Source organism: Paenibacillus sp. SEL3 (assembly GCF_054602585.1).
The window spans coordinates 2,234,898-2,256,777 of record NZ_CM137725.1 but is presented as its reverse complement, the minus strand read 5'-3'; the positions used below and the strand labels follow the sequence as shown (position 1 = coordinate 2,256,777).

17 protein-coding genes are annotated in these 21,880 nt (G+C 39.2%); 12 read left to right on the top strand and 5 right to left on the bottom strand.

Features of this window, described 5'->3' with window-relative positions; translation table 11 throughout:
- Positions 1–43: 43 nt before the first annotated feature.
- Positions 44–1,012, bottom strand: a complete 969-nt coding sequence (locus ACYCS5_RS10630; protein WP_069011952.1) for a phosphate/phosphite/phosphonate ABC transporter substrate-binding protein — start codon at positions 1,010–1,012, stop codon at positions 44–46.
- A 217-nt stretch (positions 1,013–1,229) separates the two neighbouring features.
- Here ACYCS5_RS10630 and ACYCS5_RS10625 point away from each other — a divergent pair, with 217 nt between their 5' ends.
- The 4 genes from ACYCS5_RS10625 (at position 1,230) to ACYCS5_RS10610 (ending at position 7,735) form a co-directional block, all read left to right on the top strand.
- Positions 1,230–3,140 (top strand): bifunctional 2',3'-cyclic-nucleotide 2'-phosphodiesterase/3'-nucleotidase, encoded by a 1,911-nt coding sequence (locus tag ACYCS5_RS10625; RefSeq protein ID WP_459761019.1) that lies wholly within the window; start codon positions 1,230–1,232, stop codon positions 3,138–3,140.
- 246 nt (positions 3,141–3,386) lie between these two features.
- Positions 3,387–4,793, top strand: coding sequence for a DNA-binding protein (locus ACYCS5_RS10620; protein WP_069011956.1), 1,407 nt, complete (start codon positions 3,387–3,389; stop codon positions 4,791–4,793).
- 197 nt (positions 4,794–4,990) lie between these two features.
- On the top strand, positions 4,991–5,800 hold the full coding sequence (gene thiD, locus ACYCS5_RS10615) for a bifunctional hydroxymethylpyrimidine kinase/phosphomethylpyrimidine kinase (protein ID WP_029519291.1): 810 nt from the start codon (positions 4,991–4,993) through the stop codon (positions 5,798–5,800).
- A 237-nt stretch (positions 5,801–6,037) separates the two neighbouring features.
- On the top strand, positions 6,038–7,735 hold the full coding sequence (locus ACYCS5_RS10610) for a M3 family oligoendopeptidase (protein ID WP_340933219.1): 1,698 nt from the start codon (positions 6,038–6,040) through the stop codon (positions 7,733–7,735).
- A 157-nt stretch (positions 7,736–7,892) separates the two neighbouring features.
- Here the strand turns inward: ACYCS5_RS10610 and ACYCS5_RS10605 are convergent, their stop codons facing one another.
- Complete coding sequence (locus ACYCS5_RS10605; protein ID WP_029519287.1) at positions 7,893–8,867, bottom strand: ring-cleaving dioxygenase; 975 nt, start codon at positions 8,865–8,867, stop codon at positions 7,893–7,895.
- A 251-nt stretch (positions 8,868–9,118) separates the two neighbouring features.
- Between ACYCS5_RS10605 and ACYCS5_RS10600 the strand changes: the two genes are divergently transcribed.
- Positions 9,119–9,649 carry a GNAT family N-acetyltransferase gene (locus tag ACYCS5_RS10600; RefSeq protein ID WP_459761018.1) on the top strand — a complete coding sequence of 177 codons (531 nt, stop codon included), beginning with the start codon at positions 9,119–9,121 and terminating at the stop codon, positions 9,647–9,649.
- A 110-nt stretch (positions 9,650–9,759) separates the two neighbouring features.
- On the opposite strand, the gene ACYCS5_RS10595 is transcribed toward ACYCS5_RS10600, so the two are convergent.
- Positions 9,760–10,320, bottom strand: a complete 561-nt coding sequence (locus tag ACYCS5_RS10595; protein ID WP_340956909.1) for a thioredoxin domain-containing protein — start codon at positions 10,318–10,320, stop codon at positions 9,760–9,762.
- Positions 10,321–10,738: 418 nt separating this feature from the next.
- Here ACYCS5_RS10595 and ACYCS5_RS10590 point away from each other — a divergent pair, with 418 nt between their 5' ends.
- The 3 genes from ACYCS5_RS10590 (at position 10,739) to ACYCS5_RS10580 (ending at position 14,132) form a co-directional block, all read left to right on the top strand.
- A complete protein-coding gene (locus ACYCS5_RS10590; RefSeq protein ID WP_340956907.1) occupies positions 10,739–11,770 on the top strand; it encodes a S8 family serine peptidase in 1,032 nt (343 codons plus the stop codon).
- Positions 11,771–12,098: 328 nt separating this feature from the next.
- Positions 12,099–12,833 carry a LytR/AlgR family response regulator transcription factor gene (locus ACYCS5_RS10585; protein WP_322161368.1) on the top strand — a complete coding sequence of 245 codons (735 nt, stop codon included), beginning with the start codon at positions 12,099–12,101 and terminating at the stop codon, positions 12,831–12,833.
- Complete coding sequence (locus tag ACYCS5_RS10580) at positions 12,834–14,132, top strand: sensor histidine kinase (protein ID WP_340956903.1); 1,299 nt, start codon at positions 12,834–12,836, stop codon at positions 14,130–14,132.
- 123 nt (positions 14,133–14,255) lie between these two features.
- Here the strand turns inward: ACYCS5_RS10580 and ACYCS5_RS10575 are convergent, their stop codons facing one another.
- Both ACYCS5_RS10575 and ACYCS5_RS10570 read right to left on the bottom strand, forming a co-directional pair.
- Complete coding sequence (locus tag ACYCS5_RS10575) at positions 14,256–14,876, bottom strand: ABC transporter ATP-binding protein (protein ID WP_340956902.1); 621 nt, start codon at positions 14,874–14,876, stop codon at positions 14,256–14,258.
- Between the two features lies 1 nt (position 14,877).
- Positions 14,878–15,837 (bottom strand): ABC transporter transmembrane domain-containing protein, encoded by a 960-nt coding sequence (locus ACYCS5_RS10570; protein WP_459761017.1) that lies wholly within the window; start codon positions 15,835–15,837, stop codon positions 14,878–14,880.
- A gap of 366 nt (positions 15,838–16,203) precedes the next feature.
- Here ACYCS5_RS10570 and ACYCS5_RS10565 point away from each other — a divergent pair, with 366 nt between their 5' ends.
- The 4 genes from ACYCS5_RS10565 (at position 16,204) to ACYCS5_RS10550 (ending at position 21,850) form a co-directional block, all read left to right on the top strand.
- Positions 16,204–17,436, top strand: coding sequence for a radical SAM/SPASM domain-containing protein (locus ACYCS5_RS10565; RefSeq protein WP_340956900.1), 1,233 nt, complete (start codon positions 16,204–16,206; stop codon positions 17,434–17,436).
- Between the two features lie 21 nt (positions 17,437–17,457).
- The gene (locus ACYCS5_RS10560) at positions 17,458–18,504 is read left to right on the top strand and encodes a radical SAM/SPASM domain-containing protein (RefSeq protein ID WP_340956899.1); all 1,047 of its coding nucleotides are present in this window, start codon (positions 17,458–17,460) and stop codon (positions 18,502–18,504) included.
- A gap of 128 nt (positions 18,505–18,632) precedes the next feature.
- The gene (locus ACYCS5_RS10555; RefSeq protein WP_039273985.1) at positions 18,633–19,310 is read left to right on the top strand and encodes an ABC transporter ATP-binding protein; all 678 of its coding nucleotides are present in this window, start codon (positions 18,633–18,635) and stop codon (positions 19,308–19,310) included.
- On the top strand, positions 19,307–21,850 hold the full coding sequence (locus ACYCS5_RS10550; RefSeq protein ID WP_459761016.1) for an ABC transporter permease: 2,544 nt from the start codon (positions 19,307–19,309) through the stop codon (positions 21,848–21,850). Before ACYCS5_RS10555 ends, ACYCS5_RS10550 begins: the two co-directional genes overlap by 4 nt.
- Positions 21,851–21,880: the final 30 nt, after the last annotated feature.

Genomic DNA, 21,880 nt, shown 5'->3' with positions numbered 1-21,880 from the left:
GTTTCGTAGCTGTTACTTCATTACAGTACCTTGCTTGCTCCGATTACTTAACCGCTTGACCAACAGCTTCGGCGTATTCACGCACGGAGTCGAAGTTTTTATCGTCGCCCTTTTCATAACCTACATGGGTGTAAATCTCTTTAATGATTTCGCCGCCTGCTGGGTCTTTGGCAATGTCAATAAAGGCTTGGCTGATCTTGTCTCTCCACGCTTGATCCATATCAGAACGTACGCTGACGGTGTCATTTGGAATTTTAGCTGTGTAATGAATGACGCGAGTTTTTTCAAATACATCCGGGATTTCCTTCTTCACCGTGTTACGTGCATCCTGGAAAACAGCTACCGCATCAACCTGACCGTTCAACAACGCCAGAATAGCAGCATCGTGGCCTTTGATTGTCACACCCTGCACATCCGTGTCCGGGTCCACGCCAGCTTTTTTCAGCTCTGCTGCAGGGTACACGTAGCCTGCGGAGGAGGTTACATTTTGCCAGCCAACCTTCTTGCCTTTCAGATCAGCTAGACTTTGAATCGGAGAATCCTTTTTCACTACGATCATGGCTTTATAAAAGTTTACTTTTTCAGTCGTGTCCTTGCCTGTAGCATCTTCAATGCCGTAGCGTTGAGCTTGCAACAGCAAATCGGCTGCTTTACGGTTATCGTGTGCCAGTACATAAGCATTTGGCGGAAGGAATCCTACATCTACCTGTTTGGAAGACATGGCTTCCACGATTGTATTGTAGTCAGGAGATACCGTTACTTTCACCGGGATTCCAAGCTTGTCACCCAGTAGATTTTCGAGCGGTTTGGCTTTGGCTTCGAGCGTATCTGCATTTTGAGAAGGAACGAACTGTACCTTTAACTCCTTAGGAACATAGGCTGTGCTTTCGTTTTTAGAGCCATCTGTACCCGGAGTGGACACGCTGTTGTTATTGCTTGCATTGGAGCCACAAGCGGCCAGACCCGCTGCCAGTGTGAAGGTCATGCACAAGGTCAGTGCTTTTTTGAACAAAATAATTTCCCCCTAAACATCGTAATAACGAAAATAAAATTAAAAACCTGTAAATGCTGTGACAAACCAAATCTTAACAGCTAGTCCCGCTGCTAGGGTAAAAACCACTCCTGACTTTGGTAAAAATGATGTAAAATTTATCATATTAACATTCTCTTAACAGTGCTCTGTTAGACTTGTTCAAGCTCTATGACCGAAGCTGAGGGAGAGAACAAGATTGGATATTTTGGATATTAACGAAAAGGCAGGCCATGAAAATGTAGGTCCTGTGAGAGTGAAATTCCGCATTATGGTTACAACCGATTTGCATGTCAGCTTGTGGAATTATGACTATTATACGGATCAGGAAACGCTGCATTATGGTCTGGCACAAACAGCCAGCTTGATTCAAATAGCCCGGGCGGAGGTACCCAATCACCTGCTGCTGGATAACGGAGATGTGATTCAGGGGAATCCAATGGGAGATTATGCTGTACAACGCCTTCAACAAGATCCAAGCGCGGTACATCCCGCCTATAAAGCCATGAATCTGCTTGGATATGAGGCAGGTAATATCGGGAATCATGAATTTAATTATGGACTGGAATACTTGCAGACTTGCCTTCAAGGAGCCCAATTTCCTTATGTAAATGCCAACATTTATATAACGGGAGAACAAGAACAAAACTACTTTACACCTTATCTATTACTGGATAAGACGGTAGAGGATGAAGCAGGTGGTAAGCATCTGTTGAAGGTAGGGGTCATCGGCTTTGTCCCTCCGCAAATTATGCAATGGGACAAGGCGTGGCTGGAGGGGAAAATCATTGTCAAAGATATGCTGGAAACAGCAAGACGGTTTATTCCAGAAATGAAGGCAGCGGGAGCCGATCTGATCATTGCCATGCCCCATGCTGGCTTCGAAGATATTCCCGAAACACTTGATATGGAAAATGCGGTGCTGCATCTGAGCAGGGTGGGAGGGATTGACGCCATTGTGTTTGGTCATGCCCATAAAGTATTTCCAGGATCTTCGTTTATGGGAAAAACAGGTGTTGATCTAGAGCGAGGTGCCATCCATGATATTCCAGCAGTGGAGCCGGGCTTTTGGGGGGATCATCTGGGGATCATTGATCTGGAGTTGACCTTTAGTGGAGGAAAGTGGCAGGTGGTTGCATCTGCTGCCGAGGTACGCCCGGTGTATGATCCGATACGCAAGGAGGCGCTGGTACAACCGGATACTGCCATTCAGCAGTCGGTAGCAGAAGAGCACGCCGGAACACTAGAGTATATTCGTGCACCTGTAGGTCAGACGACGGTGGCGGTGAACAGCTTTTTTGCTCAGGTGATGGATGATGCTTCGGTTCAGCTCGTGAATGATGCGCAAATGTGGTATGTGAAGCAGCAGATGCAAGGGAGCGAGTACGAAGGATTGCCCGTTCTGTCGGCAGCAGCTCCTTTTAAAACAGGCGGCAGATATGGCCCATCGTACTATACCCATATTCCGGTGGGAACGTTGGCGATCAAGCATATCGCCGATCTGTACAATTTTCCGAATACGCTGCATGTCGTTCGACTGACCGGAACGGAAATCCGGGAATGGCTGGAGTGGTCTGCTGGACAATTCCGGCAAATTGATCCTTCAGCAGAACAAGAGCAAGGGCTGATTAATTCTGATTTTCCAAGCTTTAATTTCGATATCATCGACGGTATCAGGTATCAGATTGATGTAACACAGCCAGCCAGATATGATGCTGACGGGGGCCTAAAGGATCCAGATGCACACAGAATCATTCAGATGTCTTTTGATGGCGAACCGATAGATATGCAGCGACATTATCTGGTTGTTACGAATAACTATCGCGCGTTTTCCTCTGCGCTGGTCAATCCGGGTGGAGAGCGAATTATACTTGCTTCACCGGATGAAAACCGTCATGTGCTGACCGAATACGTGCGGCATATGAAGACGTTGACGCCAAAAGCTGACGGCCATTGGTCCCTCGCCCCATGGTCAGGGCGTCCGCATGTGACGTTCCTGACCTCACCGCAAGCAACGGATGCCGCTAATGCCTATTCGGAGTTGCTTTATGAAGGGTTAACGGTAGAAGGGTACGCTAAGTTTGCCGTCGATTTCGGACGTTCACGGTAGAACTGCTAACTAGTTTTTGTCCTATAAGTCCACAGCATCAAAATAATAGAAATAGACTGTCCCGCAGAGGACGGTCTTTTTTCATAAAACAGATTTAAAATCGTACAAAACTCGTGATTTTATATGTCCTGAGTCGTGTTTAAAGTTATTGACCTCTCGTATAAATAGACATATACTTTGATTAAACAAATTTTGGTTTAAAAGGTAATGAAAAAGTCACCATCATTCGTTTGAGGGGGTGTCCCTTTGGAAAAAAACACCACGATCCGCGCAGAAATAGAAAAGTATATTCAAACTGAAGGCATTTCAATGCAGTGTTTTGCAGATGCTTCCAAGGTAAATCCGGGTACACTTAGCGGTATACTTAATCGGAACCCACCACGGCCGATCTCAGTCAATCAGCTTGATCTGATTACCGAGGCCATGGGATTGGAAGAAGGATCTTTGTTCGAGATGTATGTTGATGAATGTTTTATTCATTCCTTGCCGCACTGGAGGAGGTTGCGTCCGTTTCTCCTGCGTTGTTCAGAGTTGAACAAGCTGGAGTGTATACGCAGTGTACTTGGCTATTTGATGGACGATTTATCGAACGTTCCTGCCATTTTTGAGACCGCAGAAGCGATGTTTGAGGATGGCAGATATGAAGCTTCCATGCTTCTGTATGATTGTGTCATCGAAAGTGAGAAGTATACCCACTCTGAACGATTGGCGATCAGCTATTTCCGTATATTCCAGATTCAGATTAAGGATAACCAACGGAACTTGAAGGCTGCTGTACAATTCCATTTGTACCGTAGTCGTCTACCGGAAATTTACGCATTGGAAGGCTTACATATGCTATCTCAAGTGTTTGCTTTAAAAATGCAATGGTCCGAGATGGAAATGTATGCGGACGAGCTAAGAGAGCTGGCGCAGGCATTGTATCGCAATCGGAACCGTTTCGGAGATGAGCACCTGGAGCTGCTTAAGCCGCTCGTTTATTACTATGCTCAGGGGCATCTACTCAAGGCCAGTTGCTATGAGTTTCAGGGTAGATATGAGGAATCCAAGCAATGGATTGAAGGTTATGCAGATTTGAGCTGGTTTGAGGGTTTAGACGAAGAAGGCTGGAAAGTGGTCAACCTGCATCGTGTATATGCACAGGGCAACCGACTTTGTATTGAAATTAAAATGGGCAACACTTCTGCAATCTATGAATATATTACTTACCTGCGCGAGCATCCGGATGAGACATTGGAAGGCTTGAACACCTTGCTCGAATCGGCGAACCGGTTCGGTTATTTCGTGGATGCCGAACTGGGACTGTTTAGTCAGCAACTCAAGAACTTCTGGGAGCTTGCACCGGAACGATGGGACACTCATTATCGCAAGCACTTTAATGCATTTCGTTTTGCATCCTTTTGTAAGGTGTTTGCAGAATATTATTTCCGAAAAGGCGATTACCCCGAGGGAGTGGGACAAACACTGCATTGCTTGCAACTGTCTGTTGATAATAGCTATACCGAACATATCATTGGTTGTATGGCTTTATTTGAGCAGCATCGGAATTTTGCTACACCGGAACAGCAGCAATTGTATCAGAGCCTATGCCTAGGCGTGCGTGCAAATGAAAAGAATCATGCCTATGATCATAGTACCGGCGGATATTTATAATTCTAAATTTCATTCAAATTCTTCATATAACACGTTATTGCGAGGATATTCCCGTTTCAAAAGGGGATGTTCTCGTTTTTTAGCTGCTGCCGTCGCTTGTGACTTTTAGCATAGAGAGGACCGTTTTGCGCGTTGACAAGTTTCGCAAGCGGGATTAGGATAAATGCAGCACAGAAAGTGAAGGAGAGCATGAACAAATGACGATTCCCAAAACATTAACGATAGCCGGCTCCGACACAAGCGGTGGAGCGGGTATTCAGGCAGACCTGAAAACCTTTCAGGAGCTTGGCGTATATGGTATGACCGTATTGACAACCGTAGTAGCGATGGGGCCTAAAACCTGGGACCATCTTGTATATCCTGTTGCGTTGGATGTGGTAGAAGCGCAGCTGCGTACTGTATTGGAAGGTATCGGCTTTGATGCGATGAAAACCGGCATGCTTGGTTCCGTTGAAATTATCGAGCTGGTAGCCAGCCATTTGAAAAAGCATGATTTGAAGCGGATCGTAATTGACCCGGTCATGGTCTGCAAAGGCACGGATGAAGTGCTTCAGCCGGAAAATACAGAGGCGATGCTGGAATTGTTGATCCCTGGCGCTGACCTGGTAACACCGAACTTGTTTGAGGCTTCGCAACTGGCGAAGAATGGACCGATCACGACACTGGAGCAGATGCAGGAAGCGGCTGCGATTATCCATGAGCGTGGAGCTAAGCATGTACTGATCAAGGACCGTGGCAAAATTCGTGCAGGTAAAGCGATGGATCTGTTATATGACGGAATCACTTTTGACTGGTTTGAAGCCGATGTTGTAAAAACAAACTTTACCCACGGTGCAGGCTGCACCACTTCGGCAGCGGTAACGGCTGGTTTGGCACAAGGGCTGACTGTACGTGAAGCAGTGGATCAGGCCAAGAAATTCATTACACAGGCCATTGAAGGTAGCTTCAAGCTGAATGAATTCGTCGGTCCAACCCTGCATGCGGCACATCGTTTGCAAAACCAATAAAGCATGAAGGTCTGCGACATTAGGGAGACTTATAAATCCCCACCAGGCTGTATATATATTTAGGTTGCTTTAGGCAGCGACATCTATGATATATAAGTTAGATTAGGCTCAAAAGCCGCAATACATAGTATTGCGGCTTTTGAGGTTGTATTTTATTGGAATTTCAGCTTCCAGTTTGGTCTAATCGTACTGTATAATAGGCATCAGATTTATTACATTTAAGGAGGAACCGAAGCAATGACATTATTCAGCCAAATGGCTTACAGCCGACCAGAGCAACCTGAAATTGAACAGCGGTTTAAAACACTGTTGCAGCAGTTTCGTGAAGCGGACAGCGTAGAACGTCAAAATGAAGTGATTCATGCGATTAATAAGCTGCGCAGTAATGTGGAAACGCAATTGCAATTGGTGGAAGTTCGGCACTCCATTAATACGGAGGACGCCTTTTACAAAGCGGAGCAAGAGTACGCTGATGATTTCATGCCGGTTATTCAGGAGTATGTAACCGATTACTACCGGGCATTGGTGGATTCTCCATTCCGCAACGAGTTGGAGAGTCTATGGGGCAGCCAGCTTTTCAGTATTGCCGAGGTAGCCCTCAAGTCGTTCCATCCGGATATTATTGAGGATTTGCAGCAGGAGAATAAGCTGACTTCGGAATATGCTCAATTGATTGCTTCAGCGAAGATCCCGTTCGAGGGGGAAGAACGCACATTGTCACAGCTCCTGCCATTTGAAATGGCTACCAACCGGGAGACACGCAAACAGGCCTCCGAGGCTAAATATCAATTTATGAGTGAGCATGAGGACGAGCTGGATCGAATTTATGATGAATTGGTCAAGGTACGTACGCGCATGGCACACAAGCTGGGCTATGACAACTTCGTAGAATTGGGCTATGCCCGCTTAGGACGTACAGATTACAATGCCGAGATGGTAGCCAATTTCCGCGAGCAGGTGCTGAAGCACATCGTTCCTTTGGCAACCAAGCTGAAGGAGCGCCAGCGCGAACGGATTGGAGTAGATCAGCTTCGCTATTACGATGAAGGCTTCAACTTCCTGTCAGGCAATCCTACGCCTAAAGGTGACCCGGAGTGGATCCTTCGTAATGGAGCACGCATGTATGAGGAGCTTTCAGCGGAAACACATGAATTTTTCAGCTTTATGATCGAACGTGGATTAATGGATTTGATCAGCAAAAAGGGAAAACAAAGTGGAGGCTATTGTACATTTTTGAGCGAATATGGCACGCCGTTTATTTTCTCCAATTTCAATGGTACGTCCGGTGATATCGACGTATTGACGCATGAAGCAGGTCATGCCTTCCAGGTCTATGAAAGCCGACATTTTGAAATTCCCGAGTACCATTGGCCAACGATGGAGGCGGCTGAGATTCACTCTATGAGCATGGAGTTTTTTGCATGGCCCTGGATGAATCTGTTCTTCGAGGAAGATACGGACAAATATCACTTTGAACATCTATCTTCATCGTTGCTGTTCGTTCCTTACGGCGTAGCCGTGGATGAATTCCAACATGCCGTATACGAACATCCGGATTGGACCCCAGCCGAACGTAAAAGCGCATGGCGCTCCATTGAACGTAAGTATAAACCGCATCTGGATTATGAAGGCAACGAGTATCTGGAGCAGGGCGGATTCTGGCACAAACAAGGGCATATTTTCCAATCTCCGTTCTACTACATTGACTATACACTCGCGCAACTGTGCGCGTTCCAATTCTGGAAACGCATGAGTATCGACCGGACAGCAGCGTGGGAAGATTATTTGAAGCTGTGTCGTGCTGGGGGAAGTCGATCCTTTACCGGATTGGTTGAGCTGGCTGGACTCATCTCGCCATTCCAAGATGGTTGCATTGCCTCAGTAATCGGAGAAATCGAAGCATGGCTGAACAGTGTGGATGATAAAAAGCTGTAAGCTAACTAAAAAGGGCATTTCACTTACCTGTCAAAGCGGAAAAGCATGCAAATGACATGTTTTATAGGTAAAAGCAGGGCGGTTGCACGAAAAAAAGCCGGGAACCTCTACATGATGTAGGAGTCCCGGCTTTGTGTGATTTTAGAGCAAATATACCTTATTCATGTTTGGTGTTGAGTGGTTTGAGATTAGCCTCAATCGAAGCACGGCGCGACTCCAAAAATGGAGGCAGTGATAGGGATTCGCCCAGAAACTCCAATTCCTCATCGGTGTCAAACCCTGGTCCATCGGTAGCCAATTCAAACAGAATGCCGTTCGGCTCACGGAAGTACAAGGAACGGAAATAAAAGCGATCTACAAAACCAGAGTTGGAAATTTGCAGCTGACCAATACGCTCTACCCATTGTTTGAGCTCTTCCTCGGTTTCAACACGGAAAGCTACATGATGCACACTGCCGCGTCCTGGTCGCTCTTGTGGCAGATCGTTGCGCTCTTCCAGATGCACCTCAGTTCCTGTACCGCCTTCACCCGTTTCATAGATGACCACATCCGGTTGTCCAGCAACAGGGGAAGGATAGGAGCCCTTTTTGCGGAAGCCCATAACCTGTTCAAGAATGAGAATAGTATTCTCCGCTTTGGGAATGGTCAGATGAACGGGCCCAAGTCCTACAATGCCGTATTCGGCAGGGACAGGGCTTTTCTCCCAAGGCGTGCCGCCACGCATTCCGTGATCATGCTCATCTGAAACGAGGAAGAAGCGTTGTCCTTCAAAATCCTCAAACGAAAGTGCCAGGCGTCCTGCTTGATCCGTAATTTCGCCATGTTTTACATCCAGCTGCTCGAAGCGGTTTTTCCAGTAATCCAGTGCCTTGTCATTTGGTACCCGTAGGGAGAGAGCTGAAATGCTGTTATTTCCTGTACGAGTTTGTCCCGCATGTGGAATTTCAAAGAAAGTGACTTCTGTACCCGCAGTTCCACGCTCATCTCCGTAAAAAAGGTGATACACACTAACATCATCTTGGTTCACCGTTTTCTTGATCAACCGAAGTCCCATTACCTGAGTATAAAAATCAACATTTTTAGCCGCTGCCGCTGTAATCGCCGAAACGTGATGCAATCCTAATAGTTTCATGTCATTATCCTCCTTGGTTTTTATATGATTAGGTTTTTCTAAACAAAATAAACAGTCGAAAAACTTTTCTTTATATTTATTATCTTGATATTAAGATATATTATTTTTGATTGTTTGTCAACTTAAATTATGACTTTGCTTGGAAGATCGGACAAAACTAGAATTTCGAAATAATGCAAAAGCAGATACAATAAAGCCCAATAAGGCCCAATATAGATAGAACGAATTTTATTATAAAAGGAGTGTACTCAATGTATACGGATAAGGATTTAACGATTAGGCCTGTTACAGAAGAAGACCTGCCGGCTCTTTGGACGTTAACTTTTAAGGAAGAAGCACCGGAATGGAAGCAGTGGGATGCACCTTATTATGAACATAAGCCACTTTCTTTTGAGGAGTATTTAAAAGAGAAGGAAAAGCGAATCGGGCAAGATGACTTTTGGATCATTGAAGTGGAGGGTAAGGTCATTGGATCGGTTAGCTACTATTGGGAGCATCAGCCTTCCCAATGGCTTGAAATGGGGATAGGTATCTTTGATTCGCGGTATTGGAGCGGTGGGTACGGTACGAGGGTGCTTCGACTGTGGATCACGCATTTGTTTAATACATTACCTCTAGTAAGAGTGGGCTTTACAACCTGGTCAGGAAACCATCGGATGATGAAGGTTGGGGAGAAACTGGGCATGACCCTCGAAGCCAGGCTTCGCAAGTGCAGATATTATAATGGAGAGTATTATGATTCGATCCGAATGGGGCTTCTACGGGAAGAGTGGGAATTGTGATTAAATTTTAAAGTATAGAAGACTCGCAAGAGGGACGTCTTTTTCAAAGAACTCCATCTTGCGAGTCAAAGTTTCAATGATTTGGATCGATCATTTTGAAATGCGAAAGGTTACTGAGGGCAATCAGCGAAAATAGTTTGCAATTCATCCGCATTTGGTCCTGTGCCCACTTGTTGGGCAACAACTTTTCCATCTTTAATATATGCTAATGTTGGAGTCCCTTGTAAATCGATATGATCTCTAAGAAATTGTCCGATAATCGGTCCCCAGTCTCCACCATCCATATTATAGTAGTAAATGGGCTGTGATATATGTGTAGAAAATTCTTTTAAAATAGGAGAAAATTCACGACAATGGGAGCAGCTAGGTCTACCAATATAAAAGTAAAAACCTTCTCCCGAGTTGAATTTGTCCATGGTTTCATTCGCATTCAGTCTAGGCAGATCTTTTACATTATTCTCGTATTCTTCAACAGTCGGATTATTGTCATTTTGCTCTATCGCCGCAGAATTCTTATATTCTGCGTTATATTTATTGTCATTTTGCTCTATCGCCGTAAAATTCTTATGTTCTGCAGCATAGTTAGTATCATTAGCAATGAAAAAGCTTGTCAAACACATACAAAATATAAAAGCTATTTTGAACGGTAGAAATTTTTGTTTTTTTATCATAAGGAACCTCCAAATTATTTTTTTTTGCGTGATTAACTAATTTTCCGGACATATAATTATTTTGATTATCACCTTCTTAAAATATTTATACGGAGCCTTAACAGACTATTGAGATTAATTGCTTCCAGATAGCCTGTATTCTTAAGTTGTAGTTAATCTATGAATAAGGTTACTACGGTTGATCTATGTAGAAATATTACTGTAATAATCAGCGCATATTGTGTCATTTTTCGTCTTGCTGAATACTCTAGTAACTCGTAATTATAAATGGTCAGCATTGAAATTTTAATACATTTTTATCGGAAATTTGCTTTTTATAGCATTAAATTGGTTATTTTATCACTTACACATTCTATATCAAACTAAAGTGCTAATTTATATATAGCATTCTATAAATTTGATAGGATAGGTGAAGACTATGTTTAACAACAAACAAGTAGTCATAATTGATACTGGAATAGACATGACGAATCGTAGCTTAAGTAAACATGTTATAGACGGAGTGAGATTTCAATATTCAGGAGACGAAATTATCGAGGATAATGATTTTCAGGATGACCATGGGCATGGAACTTCTGTGGCAGATACGATTGTGCAAATTTTTAATGAGGCTCAATTTTACATCATAAAAATAGCAAATGAAGAAGGGAAAACGAGTACCAGACTCTTGCATGTGGCGTTGAAGAAATGCCTTAATCTGAATATTAAATATATATGCATAAGCATTTCCGTTACTTCAGAAGGATACTATCAGCAACTTAGCCAAATTACACAGCAGTTAGTGGATCAAAATAAACTTATTTTTGTATCTGTAAAAAATGGTAGTCAGAGTAGCTATCCAGCTAGTTTGCCAACCGTCATTGGTGTAAATGGACAAATGTTCTGTTCAATTGATTCATTTTTGTTTTCAAAAAATAAAGAGATCCAAGCCGTATTTGATGAGGCTCCAATTTTTGTCTATACACTTGCCGAACGATTTGCCTTTTTTAGAGGTACTTCTAAAGCCAACGCTTTTTGTGTCGGATGGAGTATGCGAATTCTATCTTCCAATAGTCATAAAGATAAAATCACATTTGCTGATTATAATCATGTACTTGAACAGTATGCGTTACTACATAAAGTGGAGATACCTATAGTCAAAGATATGTCAGAAAATAAAATTGATAGTAATTTGGTGAAAAAATTTGGAGGGTCTATTGAAAAAGCAATTTATGAAGCTACTAATCATAAAATTGACATCTCTTCCTTATATGAAGGGCCATTTATTTCTCGGTTATCTGGAATAACCTTTTATAATTTTGTGGATTTTTGGAGCAACCTAGAAAAAGAGTTGAAGTATAACTTAATCGATTATCACAGTATAAATATATTAAATGTATGTTCTCTTTCTAGGCTATTGAAATACTTGGAAGAAGTTGTCATTTACTCAAGTACTAAGATAGAGGATTAGCTAATCACATAATCTTCTGTGTTAGTACTTACTTGATATTTAGTTTTAGGTAGTCTTTTAGAGGCGCAGCAGCTTAATGCTTCCTAAATTTTTCATTTTAAATAAATACATAAAAATGTATTTATTTAGAAATATAGTATTGTATGTATATTACTTGAAATGGTATACTATATGTGTGATTATTATTACTTTTTTTGATACATATTCCTATTATTCAGGATTTGAATTATTCCTTACATCTCAGAATTAATTCATTTATGTGAAGTTCACAATTTTATTTATAGACGATACTTTGCGATTAATAATGATTATGCAGGGATGTGTGAGGATGTTAAACATTGCTTTGTGTGATGATACAAATGTCGAATTGGGTCGGATTGAAGAATTAGCACTAAAATATCCTTTTACCAAAGTAGAAGTAGATACCTTTGGAAATGGTGAAAATTTGCTTCAATATGTAACAAAAAATAAAGTTGAGTACAATATCTATCTTCTTGATATTGAGATGCCCGATATGGACGGAATTAGTCTAGCTAAAAAGATAAGAGAGTTTGATAAAAGAGCTGTAATTATTTTTGTGACCAATTATAGTGAATATATGCCAGATGTATTTAAAGTACAAACTTTTGATTATATACTAAAACCAATAAATGAATGTAATTTTTATGAGATTCTCCAAAGAGCGGACCATTATTTACATAGCACGCACAGTTACTTTGAGTTTAGTTGCGAACGAAATAAGCTCGTTTTAAATGCAGATGACATTATTTACTTTGAAAAATGCGGTAGAGCTGTTCGCATCTATACTGAGACAAAAAAGTATACGTGCAATCAGACTACTTCACAAATACTATGTCAACTTGATCCGACGATTTTTTCTCAAATTCATGCTTCATATATTATTAATCTGAAATACGTGATAGGAATGAAGTGCGAAAATGTTCTAATTAAACAAATTATAAACAAAGAAGTTCAGGATACTTATCTGGAATTACCGATCAGTAGAAAATTTAAGAAGGAATTTAAACAAAAAATGATAAATTATATGAGGAAGAGATACTAGTTGAAAAAAGTCATTTTTGATTTTATATTAAATTCTTTTGATCTTATTACCATAAGTGGACTTCTTAATAAGGTACTTGTTGTTAGAAATATTTCCCGAACAACCAAAAATCTAATATTAACATTTATAGTATTATGTGTTGTATTGGTGAATAATAATTTTCTAAATATGAATTCGAATGTAATCTCAAATATTATTTTAATAGTCACAGTGCTTTTTTTTTACTATGACTCTCTGAAGAAAAAGTTTTGGTGGGGTTTAAACGTTATACTAGTAGGTATAGCATCTCATGGGCTATCTTTTGTTATTATTAAAATTTGTTTTCCTGATTTACTTTTTATAACTAAGCATTCATCCTACTATTATGAAATGCAAGTTATGTTATCAGAAGTCATTAAGTTTTTTATATTCTTATGGATACCCTTCATATATAGAGTAGATGATTATCGAAAGAGAAATACATCTAAATGTTTAGATGTATTTTTGATTTCCCTTCCTATAGTTACTCTTATTATGCTGGGCAGCCATTGTGAGTTAATTCTAAAATCTGGTGAGCGTCCTAACCCAATTTTAAGCCTGATTTCTGTAATGGGAGTGCTATCAATTAACATCGCTATGCAATGGACTCATGAGAAACTAAACAAGGCTTATGGAGAAATGATGGAGCAAGAATTAGTGAATCTCAATAATGCGAAAAAAAATAATTATTATGATAACCTGGAGAAATCTCAAAAAGAAATTCGTGTGATTAGGCATAATATGAAAAATGAATTATTGACTTTACAAGGATTGTTGAAAGATCAAAGGAACAAAGAAGCAGATGCTTTTATAAAAGAAATTCTTTCAGATATTGGAAATACTGTAACTCAGAAATATACACCAAACTATGTGCTTAATTATTTGCTCACTGAAAAGATAAGTTTAGCTACTGAGAAGAATGTATTAGTAACTATAGATTGCTTTCTTCCAGAAAAATTTTCTTTGAGCAATAATGTCATAGCTAATGTATTTGGGAATTTGTTGGATAATGCAATAGAGGCCTGTGACAAGATTATTGAAGGTGAAAAATCAATTGATATAAAAATTAAGTATCATGAAAGGCAACTTTATTTAGAAGTTTCGAATTCCTATAATCCAAAGTTTTTAAATAGCAGTCTAGTAACTAAAAAAAAGGATAGGAAAAACCATGGCTTTGGTCTAAAAAGTGTTAGGAAGATTGTGAATGAGAATTCAGGAATCATAGACATAAGAATCGAAGAACATAAATTTTACGTTAATATTGTGTTGTGGGATCTGTAATAGCAGTGAAGAGGGGCAGTCTTCCCGTATTGATTTCAAAATTTCTGTACAAATATCCTACCACTTCTAAGCGGTTTAGGAGAGAAGGATTTATACGGGAAAGGACTGTAGCTTGATCTGAGCTTACAGCAGTACCTGCTCATAATTATTCACAATTTCACTGTCGTGTGTAATTAATATAATAGTATGACTCTCTTTGAGATCATCTAATAGCGAAATAAAATTCTTTTTTACAACACTATCTAAATTTGAAGTTGGTTCATCAAAGATTAATACTTCTTTATTGGTATAGATATTCCGCAGTATTGAGATTAGTTGTTGTTGCCCTCCAGATAAAGAGAGATTCTTACCAATAATTTGCTGTTGGTCATTATTATGAATGAAATTATTGGTATCTAATAATTGGATGTAATAATTTAACTTCTCAACCGAGATACCCTGTTGGCCCAAAGTTATATTATTAAATAGGGTATCCACATACATTACAGGTTCTTGGAAACAAATTGCTATTTTTTTGATAATATCTTTACGCTTCCAATCCCTTAATTCTCGGCCATTAATTATAATTTTACCGGTGTAATTACAATTGATTTTTATAAGTAATTTTAGTAACGTGCTTTTTCCTGCTCCATTGTGACCCGATAGACAAAAAATAGTATGGCCGTGAATAACGAAAGAGACATTTGAAAGTGCCATTTCCAAACCGTTATAACTATAACTGACATCTTTAAACTCTATATTCATGTTAAATCACCTCATCTGCTTTCATAATGGTCTCAATTCTTTCGATAGATACTTTTGCTTGCTTCCAAGCAGCCACATAGTTTGTCACACTTTTAATGGGGCCTATAATCTGATTCGAATAATAAACAAATACCGTTAGTATACCCATGCTGGTTTGACCATCCATTACTAAAATGGCACCAACGCCTAAAAGAAGAACACTTCCAACAGAGGTAATGATTGAAGGAACAGTGGAGGCAATTATAAGTGTGTTTACTCTCTTTCTATTAGCCTCAAGTGATTTCCCCTCCAAAGGCATATACTTTCCAAGAATATAGTCCTTTATGTCCATTCCGATGGAATAAAGGAGTGAAACAAGGGTATTTCTGATATAAAAAAAAGAATTGTCGTAGGCTTCCATAACTAATTTAGTCTTTTGAGTGATTTTTTTATTAAGGAATATTTGACAAATTAAAGTGAAAATCATGATCAAAAGGATAAGTGCAAATAATTTGTAGTTGTAAAGTAGTAATACGATACAAATCACAATTAGAAAAAGTAAGTTGGATATTAGCATAGGAATACCATTGGATATCAATCTTTCGATTATCCCGATGTCGTTCATAAACAGAGATAATAATTTATCATTGTTAGCAGTTATAATTTCTCCTGGTAAAACAAACATCTTTTCTAATAACTTCTTCTTCATATTGTAAGATATTCTTTTTCCTAATTCTGCAAATACAAATTCAGAAATTAAACTACATAGGTGAGAAAATATATATAATCCAACTGTAATACCTATAAATTTTATAATTAAAGACAACTCTTTTGAAACTAATCCTGCATCAACAATTCTACTTATGTATTGAGGAATTATCATGCTGAGTATTGTATCTAAAGCTTGGAAAACCAATATCAATATAGTAAAGAAATGAAATTTGTGAACCCCTTTAAAAAGCCAATTATATTTTTTATACATAAGTTTATCCGCCTTCCTGATGCAATTATAAAAGCTTTAAAGAAATAGGTTAAAGAATATGTACTATACTTTGACGTTGTGAAACTATTCATTACTTTCTATTTTACTATTGGATATCTGATTATTATATTCATGACATAAACCACTTTTTTAATGTCATGAAATACATTTTATTAGACTTCGATACAAACCATTTGTATGTAGCACCATAATCTTTTTATGTCATTAAAGCATCGAATTATGACATAACAACAATTATTAGAGGATTTAATGATGTATTTAATAGAAAAAAGCAATTGGATTGTATGGGTCTATCTAGTTTTAGTAGATCACTTATTCTTGAACTAGTCGAAAGGAGATTAGAATGTGGCATATGTTTTTAATCCTTATTCACATGAATTATTTCATGATGATCAGGTGATTATTGCAAATACAAAGTCAGGTATTTATATGAAAACATCTAAATCTTATTATCTTGTGCTAAAGGATATGGTTAATAACGGGGAAATTCAGTTGCTACTAAATCCCGCAAAAAGTTCACAGCATATCGAAGTTGTTCATAATTTAACGAATCTTTTTCATGAATTAGTGAATATTCAATGCATTCTCACGGAAGATCAATTATCAGATGTTTATAAGGAGTCAGTTGATGTTGTATATCTAGCTTTAACGAATAGGTGTAATTTACATTGTAAACATTGTAGTGCTTCGGCTGATATAAGGTTTACCGACGCTTTAACAACAGAGAAAGTAAAAAAGGTTATTGATCAAATTGTTGTCCTTCGCCCTCAGGCTATTAATGTAACTGGTGGGGAACCTATGATGCGTATTGATATCATGCATATATTGGTGTACCTGAGAAGCAAATTTGATGGTATGGTTTTGTTGTCCACGAATGGTCTATTCATTTCTGAGAAAAATGCTGAACAGCTTCTTGAATACGTAGATAAGGTTTCCTTTAGTGTGGATGGTTATGATGAAGACACTTGTTCCCAAATTAGAGGAAAAGGCGTTTTTAATAGGGTGATTAAAAGCATTAAATTATTGCAAAGCAAGGGTTTACAAAAAATTGCCTTGTCGATGACAATTACTAACTATACCCTTGATGGGGGAAAAGAAAAATTTTTGAGTTTATGCAAGGAATTAAAGGTTGAACCTATATTGCGCACCATGACACCTGAAGGAAGAGCTGGAGAAAATAGCGATGAGATTTTCCCGGTGAAACCTTTTGATGGTGATCTCACCTCAGAAGATGTTGCATGTCGTCTTTGTTCACCTGGAAAAAGGGAATTGTTCATCGGGGGGGATGGGAATATTTACCCCTGTGGTGGACTGATGGAGTCTGTAGATTTTGTGTTAGGAAATGTATTTGACAATAATATAGTAACACTCCTAGCCGATAGCAATCTAACAACGGATTATGCTCAAATTGAACGTATACGACCTTGGAACTTTGAGCCATGTGCTGATTGCGATGTTCATTTATTTTGCCATCACTGCATTAGTAATATTTATTATCTGTATCAAAATCAACAGTTATTCGATTCCGTTTGTCAAAGGAAAAAGAAGCAACTTCAGAAATTAATTTGGAATAACTAAGTTCATAAGGAGGGCGACAAAATGAATTTCACCTTTTGGGTGACAGAAGATTGTAATTTGAAATGCAAATATTGCTATGTTAACAAAGCACCAAAAACGATGGAGCAAAAAACTGCAACTAAAGCTATTGAATTTATAGAAAAAGTACTTACTGCAAACCCTGAAAAGCAAAATGATAAGATCCATATAGGGTTACATGGGGGGGAACCACTGCTTAATTTTCCGATTATTCGATTTTTTATTGAGGAACTGAAGTTAAAATTCTCAAATAACATTGATTTTTCAATGACAACAAACGGGACAATTCACAGTAAAGAGATACTTGACTATGTTGTAAACCATGTCCAATTAACTGTAAGTGTGGATGGCGAGCAGGGAAGCCATGATCTTAATAGGGTATATAAAAATGGACAGGGTAGTTATAGACGGGTTATGGAGACTATTGAGTATTTAAACAACCAAGCACAATTTTATCGTGTAAGAATGACGGTTACGGCTAACAACGTCATGCATTTTGCTGAAAACTATATTTATCTTTCTGAGAAAGGCTGCCCGCTTGTCACCTTTGCTATAGATGAAAGCGATCCCCATTGGAACAAGGAGCTTATGCGAATTTATCACCATAATCTTAATGATATTTTTACCTATATGGTTGAAAAGGATCTCAGGCATGCGCAATATCATTTATACAACTTTAAAAATGAGTACTTCCGTCCAAGAGGGGCCTGCGATGCTTGCTTAACAAGCTTCCATTTCTCCAGCACAGGTGAAATTTATCCTTGTATTTATGCGGTAGGACACAGCGAATTTTCTATGGGCAATGTGTTTGATGGTTTGAATTTACAGCAATTGTCCAACTTGCATAAAGTTAATCAACACGAAGAGGGAACTTGTACTCGCTGTGCAATGTATAATAATTGTCGCAGCAAAATGTGTAAAATTATCAACAAAATACAAACTGAAAATTATTATAAAGCTTCTCCTGTATTCTGTACGGCTCAAAAAATCCATTATTCCACGGTAAAAAGCTTTGAGCATATATTAGAAAACTTTGCGGTAGGTAAGTAATTTACAATTAAATCGTTAGAATTATTACAATACTGTTAGATTTGAGAAAGATTGTGGAAAGATTAATATGATAATGTCTGTATTGTGGATTACTACGATACAGACATTATTTGTTTGGAGGAGAGCAAATGAAGATATTAGAGACCAAGAATCTAAAGAAAATTTACGGCAGTGGAGATACCACTGTTCATGCTTTGAACGGAGTGGACTTGAAGGTAGATCATGGAGAGTTTGTTGCCATCATTGGTACATCTGGGAGTGGAAAATCCACCTTGCTACATATGCTCGGTGGGCTGGACCGACCAACAAGTGGAAACGTCACGGTGGATGGAAAAGATATTTTTCCACTAAAAGATGAAGAGTTAACGATCTTTCGTAGACGAAAGATCGGGTTTATTTTCCAAAATTATAATCTGGTTCCTGTTTTGAATGTACGAGAGAATATAATACTACCCATTGAATTGGATGGGAAGCAACCAGATAAAGTCTATGTAGAAAAAATTGTGAATACGCTGGGGCTTGAGAATAAACTAGACAATCTGCCGAATAATCTTTCGGGAGGACAGCAGCAGCGTGTAGCTATTGCAAGAGCATTGGCGACGAAACCGGCTATCATTTTGGCAGATGAACCCACTGGTAACCTAGACAGTAGAACCACTCTGGATGTCATGGGACTTATTAAGGTGTCAAGCCAACAGTTTCGCCAAACGATCGTGATGATTACCCATAACGAGGAAATCGCGCAAATGGCGGATCGTATCATCCGTATTGAGGACGGTAAAATTATCGGTGGTGATATAAAATGATCAAAGTTAGAAATAAAAAGGCAATCCGCAATTTGGCAGACAAAAGCTATAAGGCCAATAAAACGAGAAACCTCATTGCCATTATAGCCATAGCTCTCACTTCATTGCTATTTACAACATTGTACACTATGGGGCTGGCCACCGTGGATAACATGCAACGAGCTATGATGCGGCAGTCTGGTGGGGATGGGCACGCCGTGCTTAAAAATATCAATGAAGAGGTATTTATAAAGATTAAACAGCACCCGTTGATCAAAGAAATAGCGTATAGACGTATATTATGTGACGGTGTTTTGAACAAGGAATTTTTAAAACGCCAAACGGAGTTCTGGTATTACGATGATGTGGCATTAAAGCTAGGATTCATTAAGTTGGATGGAGGTCATAGACCTATAGCCGAAAATGAAGTGATAGTAGATACTCATACGTTGCAATTGATGGGTGTTCCCTTGAAAATTGGCGCACCTTTGACACTAAAGCTTAATATTCGGGGTGAAGAAGTGCGACGCGATTTTGTTCTTTCCGGTTGGTGGAAGAGCGACCCACTATTTAATGTAGGACAAATCTACGCTTCTAAAGCATATCTAACGGCATATGCCACTGAACTGCAAAACACACATAAAGAAAACCACTTCTACACTGGTACTATTAATCCCTATATCATGTTCGACGATAGCCTTAATCTGCGGAGCAAGCTTGATCAAGTAATTGTAGAAAGCGGATACTCCTTGGATAAAGAAGCAGAAAACTATGTGGAAAGCAATGTTAATTGGGCATACCTATCAACCAACTTCATTATGAGTCCTGGAATTATCGTGGCACTCATTTCAGGCCTACTACTAATCATGTTGACAGGGTATTTGATTATCTATAACATATTTCAGATTTCTGTAATGCGTGACATTCGTTTTTATGGTCTTCTGAAGACGATTGGGACAAGTGGCGGGCAGATTCGCAGGATCATCCGCAGACAAGCTCTACTCCTTTCCACCTTCGGAATTCCCATTGGCTTAATTATAGGTTACATGGTTGGTAAGTCGCTTGTGCCATTGATCATGAAAAACACCAAGGCAGCTAGCATAGAAATATCGGTATCCCCAAGTCCATGGATTTTTATATTAGCTGCGTTGTTCGCAATTATGACTGTATCTATCAGCATCTATAAACCAAGCAGGACGGCTTCAAAAGTGTCACCAGTTGAGGCGATAAGATATGTGGACCGAGACCTCAAGAACAAGGTAATGCTGAAAAAAACTACTCAAGGAGTAAACATGCACAGCATGGCACGTACCAATTTGGGACGTAACAAAAAACGAACTATTTTGGTGGTCACCAGCCTCTCTTTGAGCCTTGTATTACTGAACACGACGTTTGCGCTCTCCCAAAGTATGGATATGAATAAATATTTGTCTTCCCGATTCAGTGACACAGACTTCCTAATTGGACATGCAGATTTGTTTAGACAGAATTTTGAAGGTTTAGAGAGTGAAACTTCTGGAAGTATTATTCGGGCCGTACAATCTCAACCTGGATTTGAAGGAGGAGGCCGTTTGTATGGTGACCCTCAGCTGTTAACAGTGGAGAAACCAAAGAATACTACTATAGAAACAAGTGATAGGCTTGATGCTTACAATAACTATACGGCACAAGTATATGGGCTTGAAGAGCTGCCGTTACACCAACTGCAATTAATTGACGGTGAACTGGATTACGGTTTATTAACTTCAGGAAAGTATATTCTGGAAGGAGTTGAGCTCAATGATAACGGCAAACCGAAATCGGATTGGATAAAATACAAGGTTGGTGACAAGATAACTCTCCATAGCTATATGGGCACCAAGGAAGCTCCAATGGACAAAGAGTATACAACGCATAAATTCATAATACTTGGTCACGCAGCAATTAAAAACTCCAATTCTGATCGCAGATTAAGAGACTACAACTTTTATCTTCCAGCGGATATTTATAAAAGATTGACACCGCATCCTATTGTGATGAGTTATGCTTTTAATGTATCCTCTGATAAGGAAACAACCATGGAAACTTTCTTAAAAAGCTACACAAAAATAGTAGAACCCCTAATGGATTACCAATCCAAGTTTACAGTAGAAAATGAAGTATCGGATATGCGAAAGACGGTCAGTTTAATTGGGGGCACGCTTAGTCTGATCATTGGCTTGATTGGGATCCTGAACTTTTTTAATGCGATTTTAACCAGCATATTAACGCGACGGCAGGAATTTGCCATGCTACAAAGCATTGGTATGACCAAAAAACAGCTGCGCAGTATGCTAGCCTTTGAAGGACTGTACTATACAGTTTGTACAAGCGTATTTTCTATCCTTTTGGCTATCATGTCCTCTTTGTTTATTGTAAAACCTATCAGTAGCATGATATGGTTTTTTAGTTATCATTTTGTGATCTGGCCTGTATTAGTTATATTGCCGCTTTTATTTGCTCTTGGAGTGATCATTCCATTAGTAATTTATTTTTTGAACAACAAACAAAGTATTGTAGAGCAACTTCGGCAGGCAGAGTAAATATTATTTTTATTGAAATTTTCTATTATT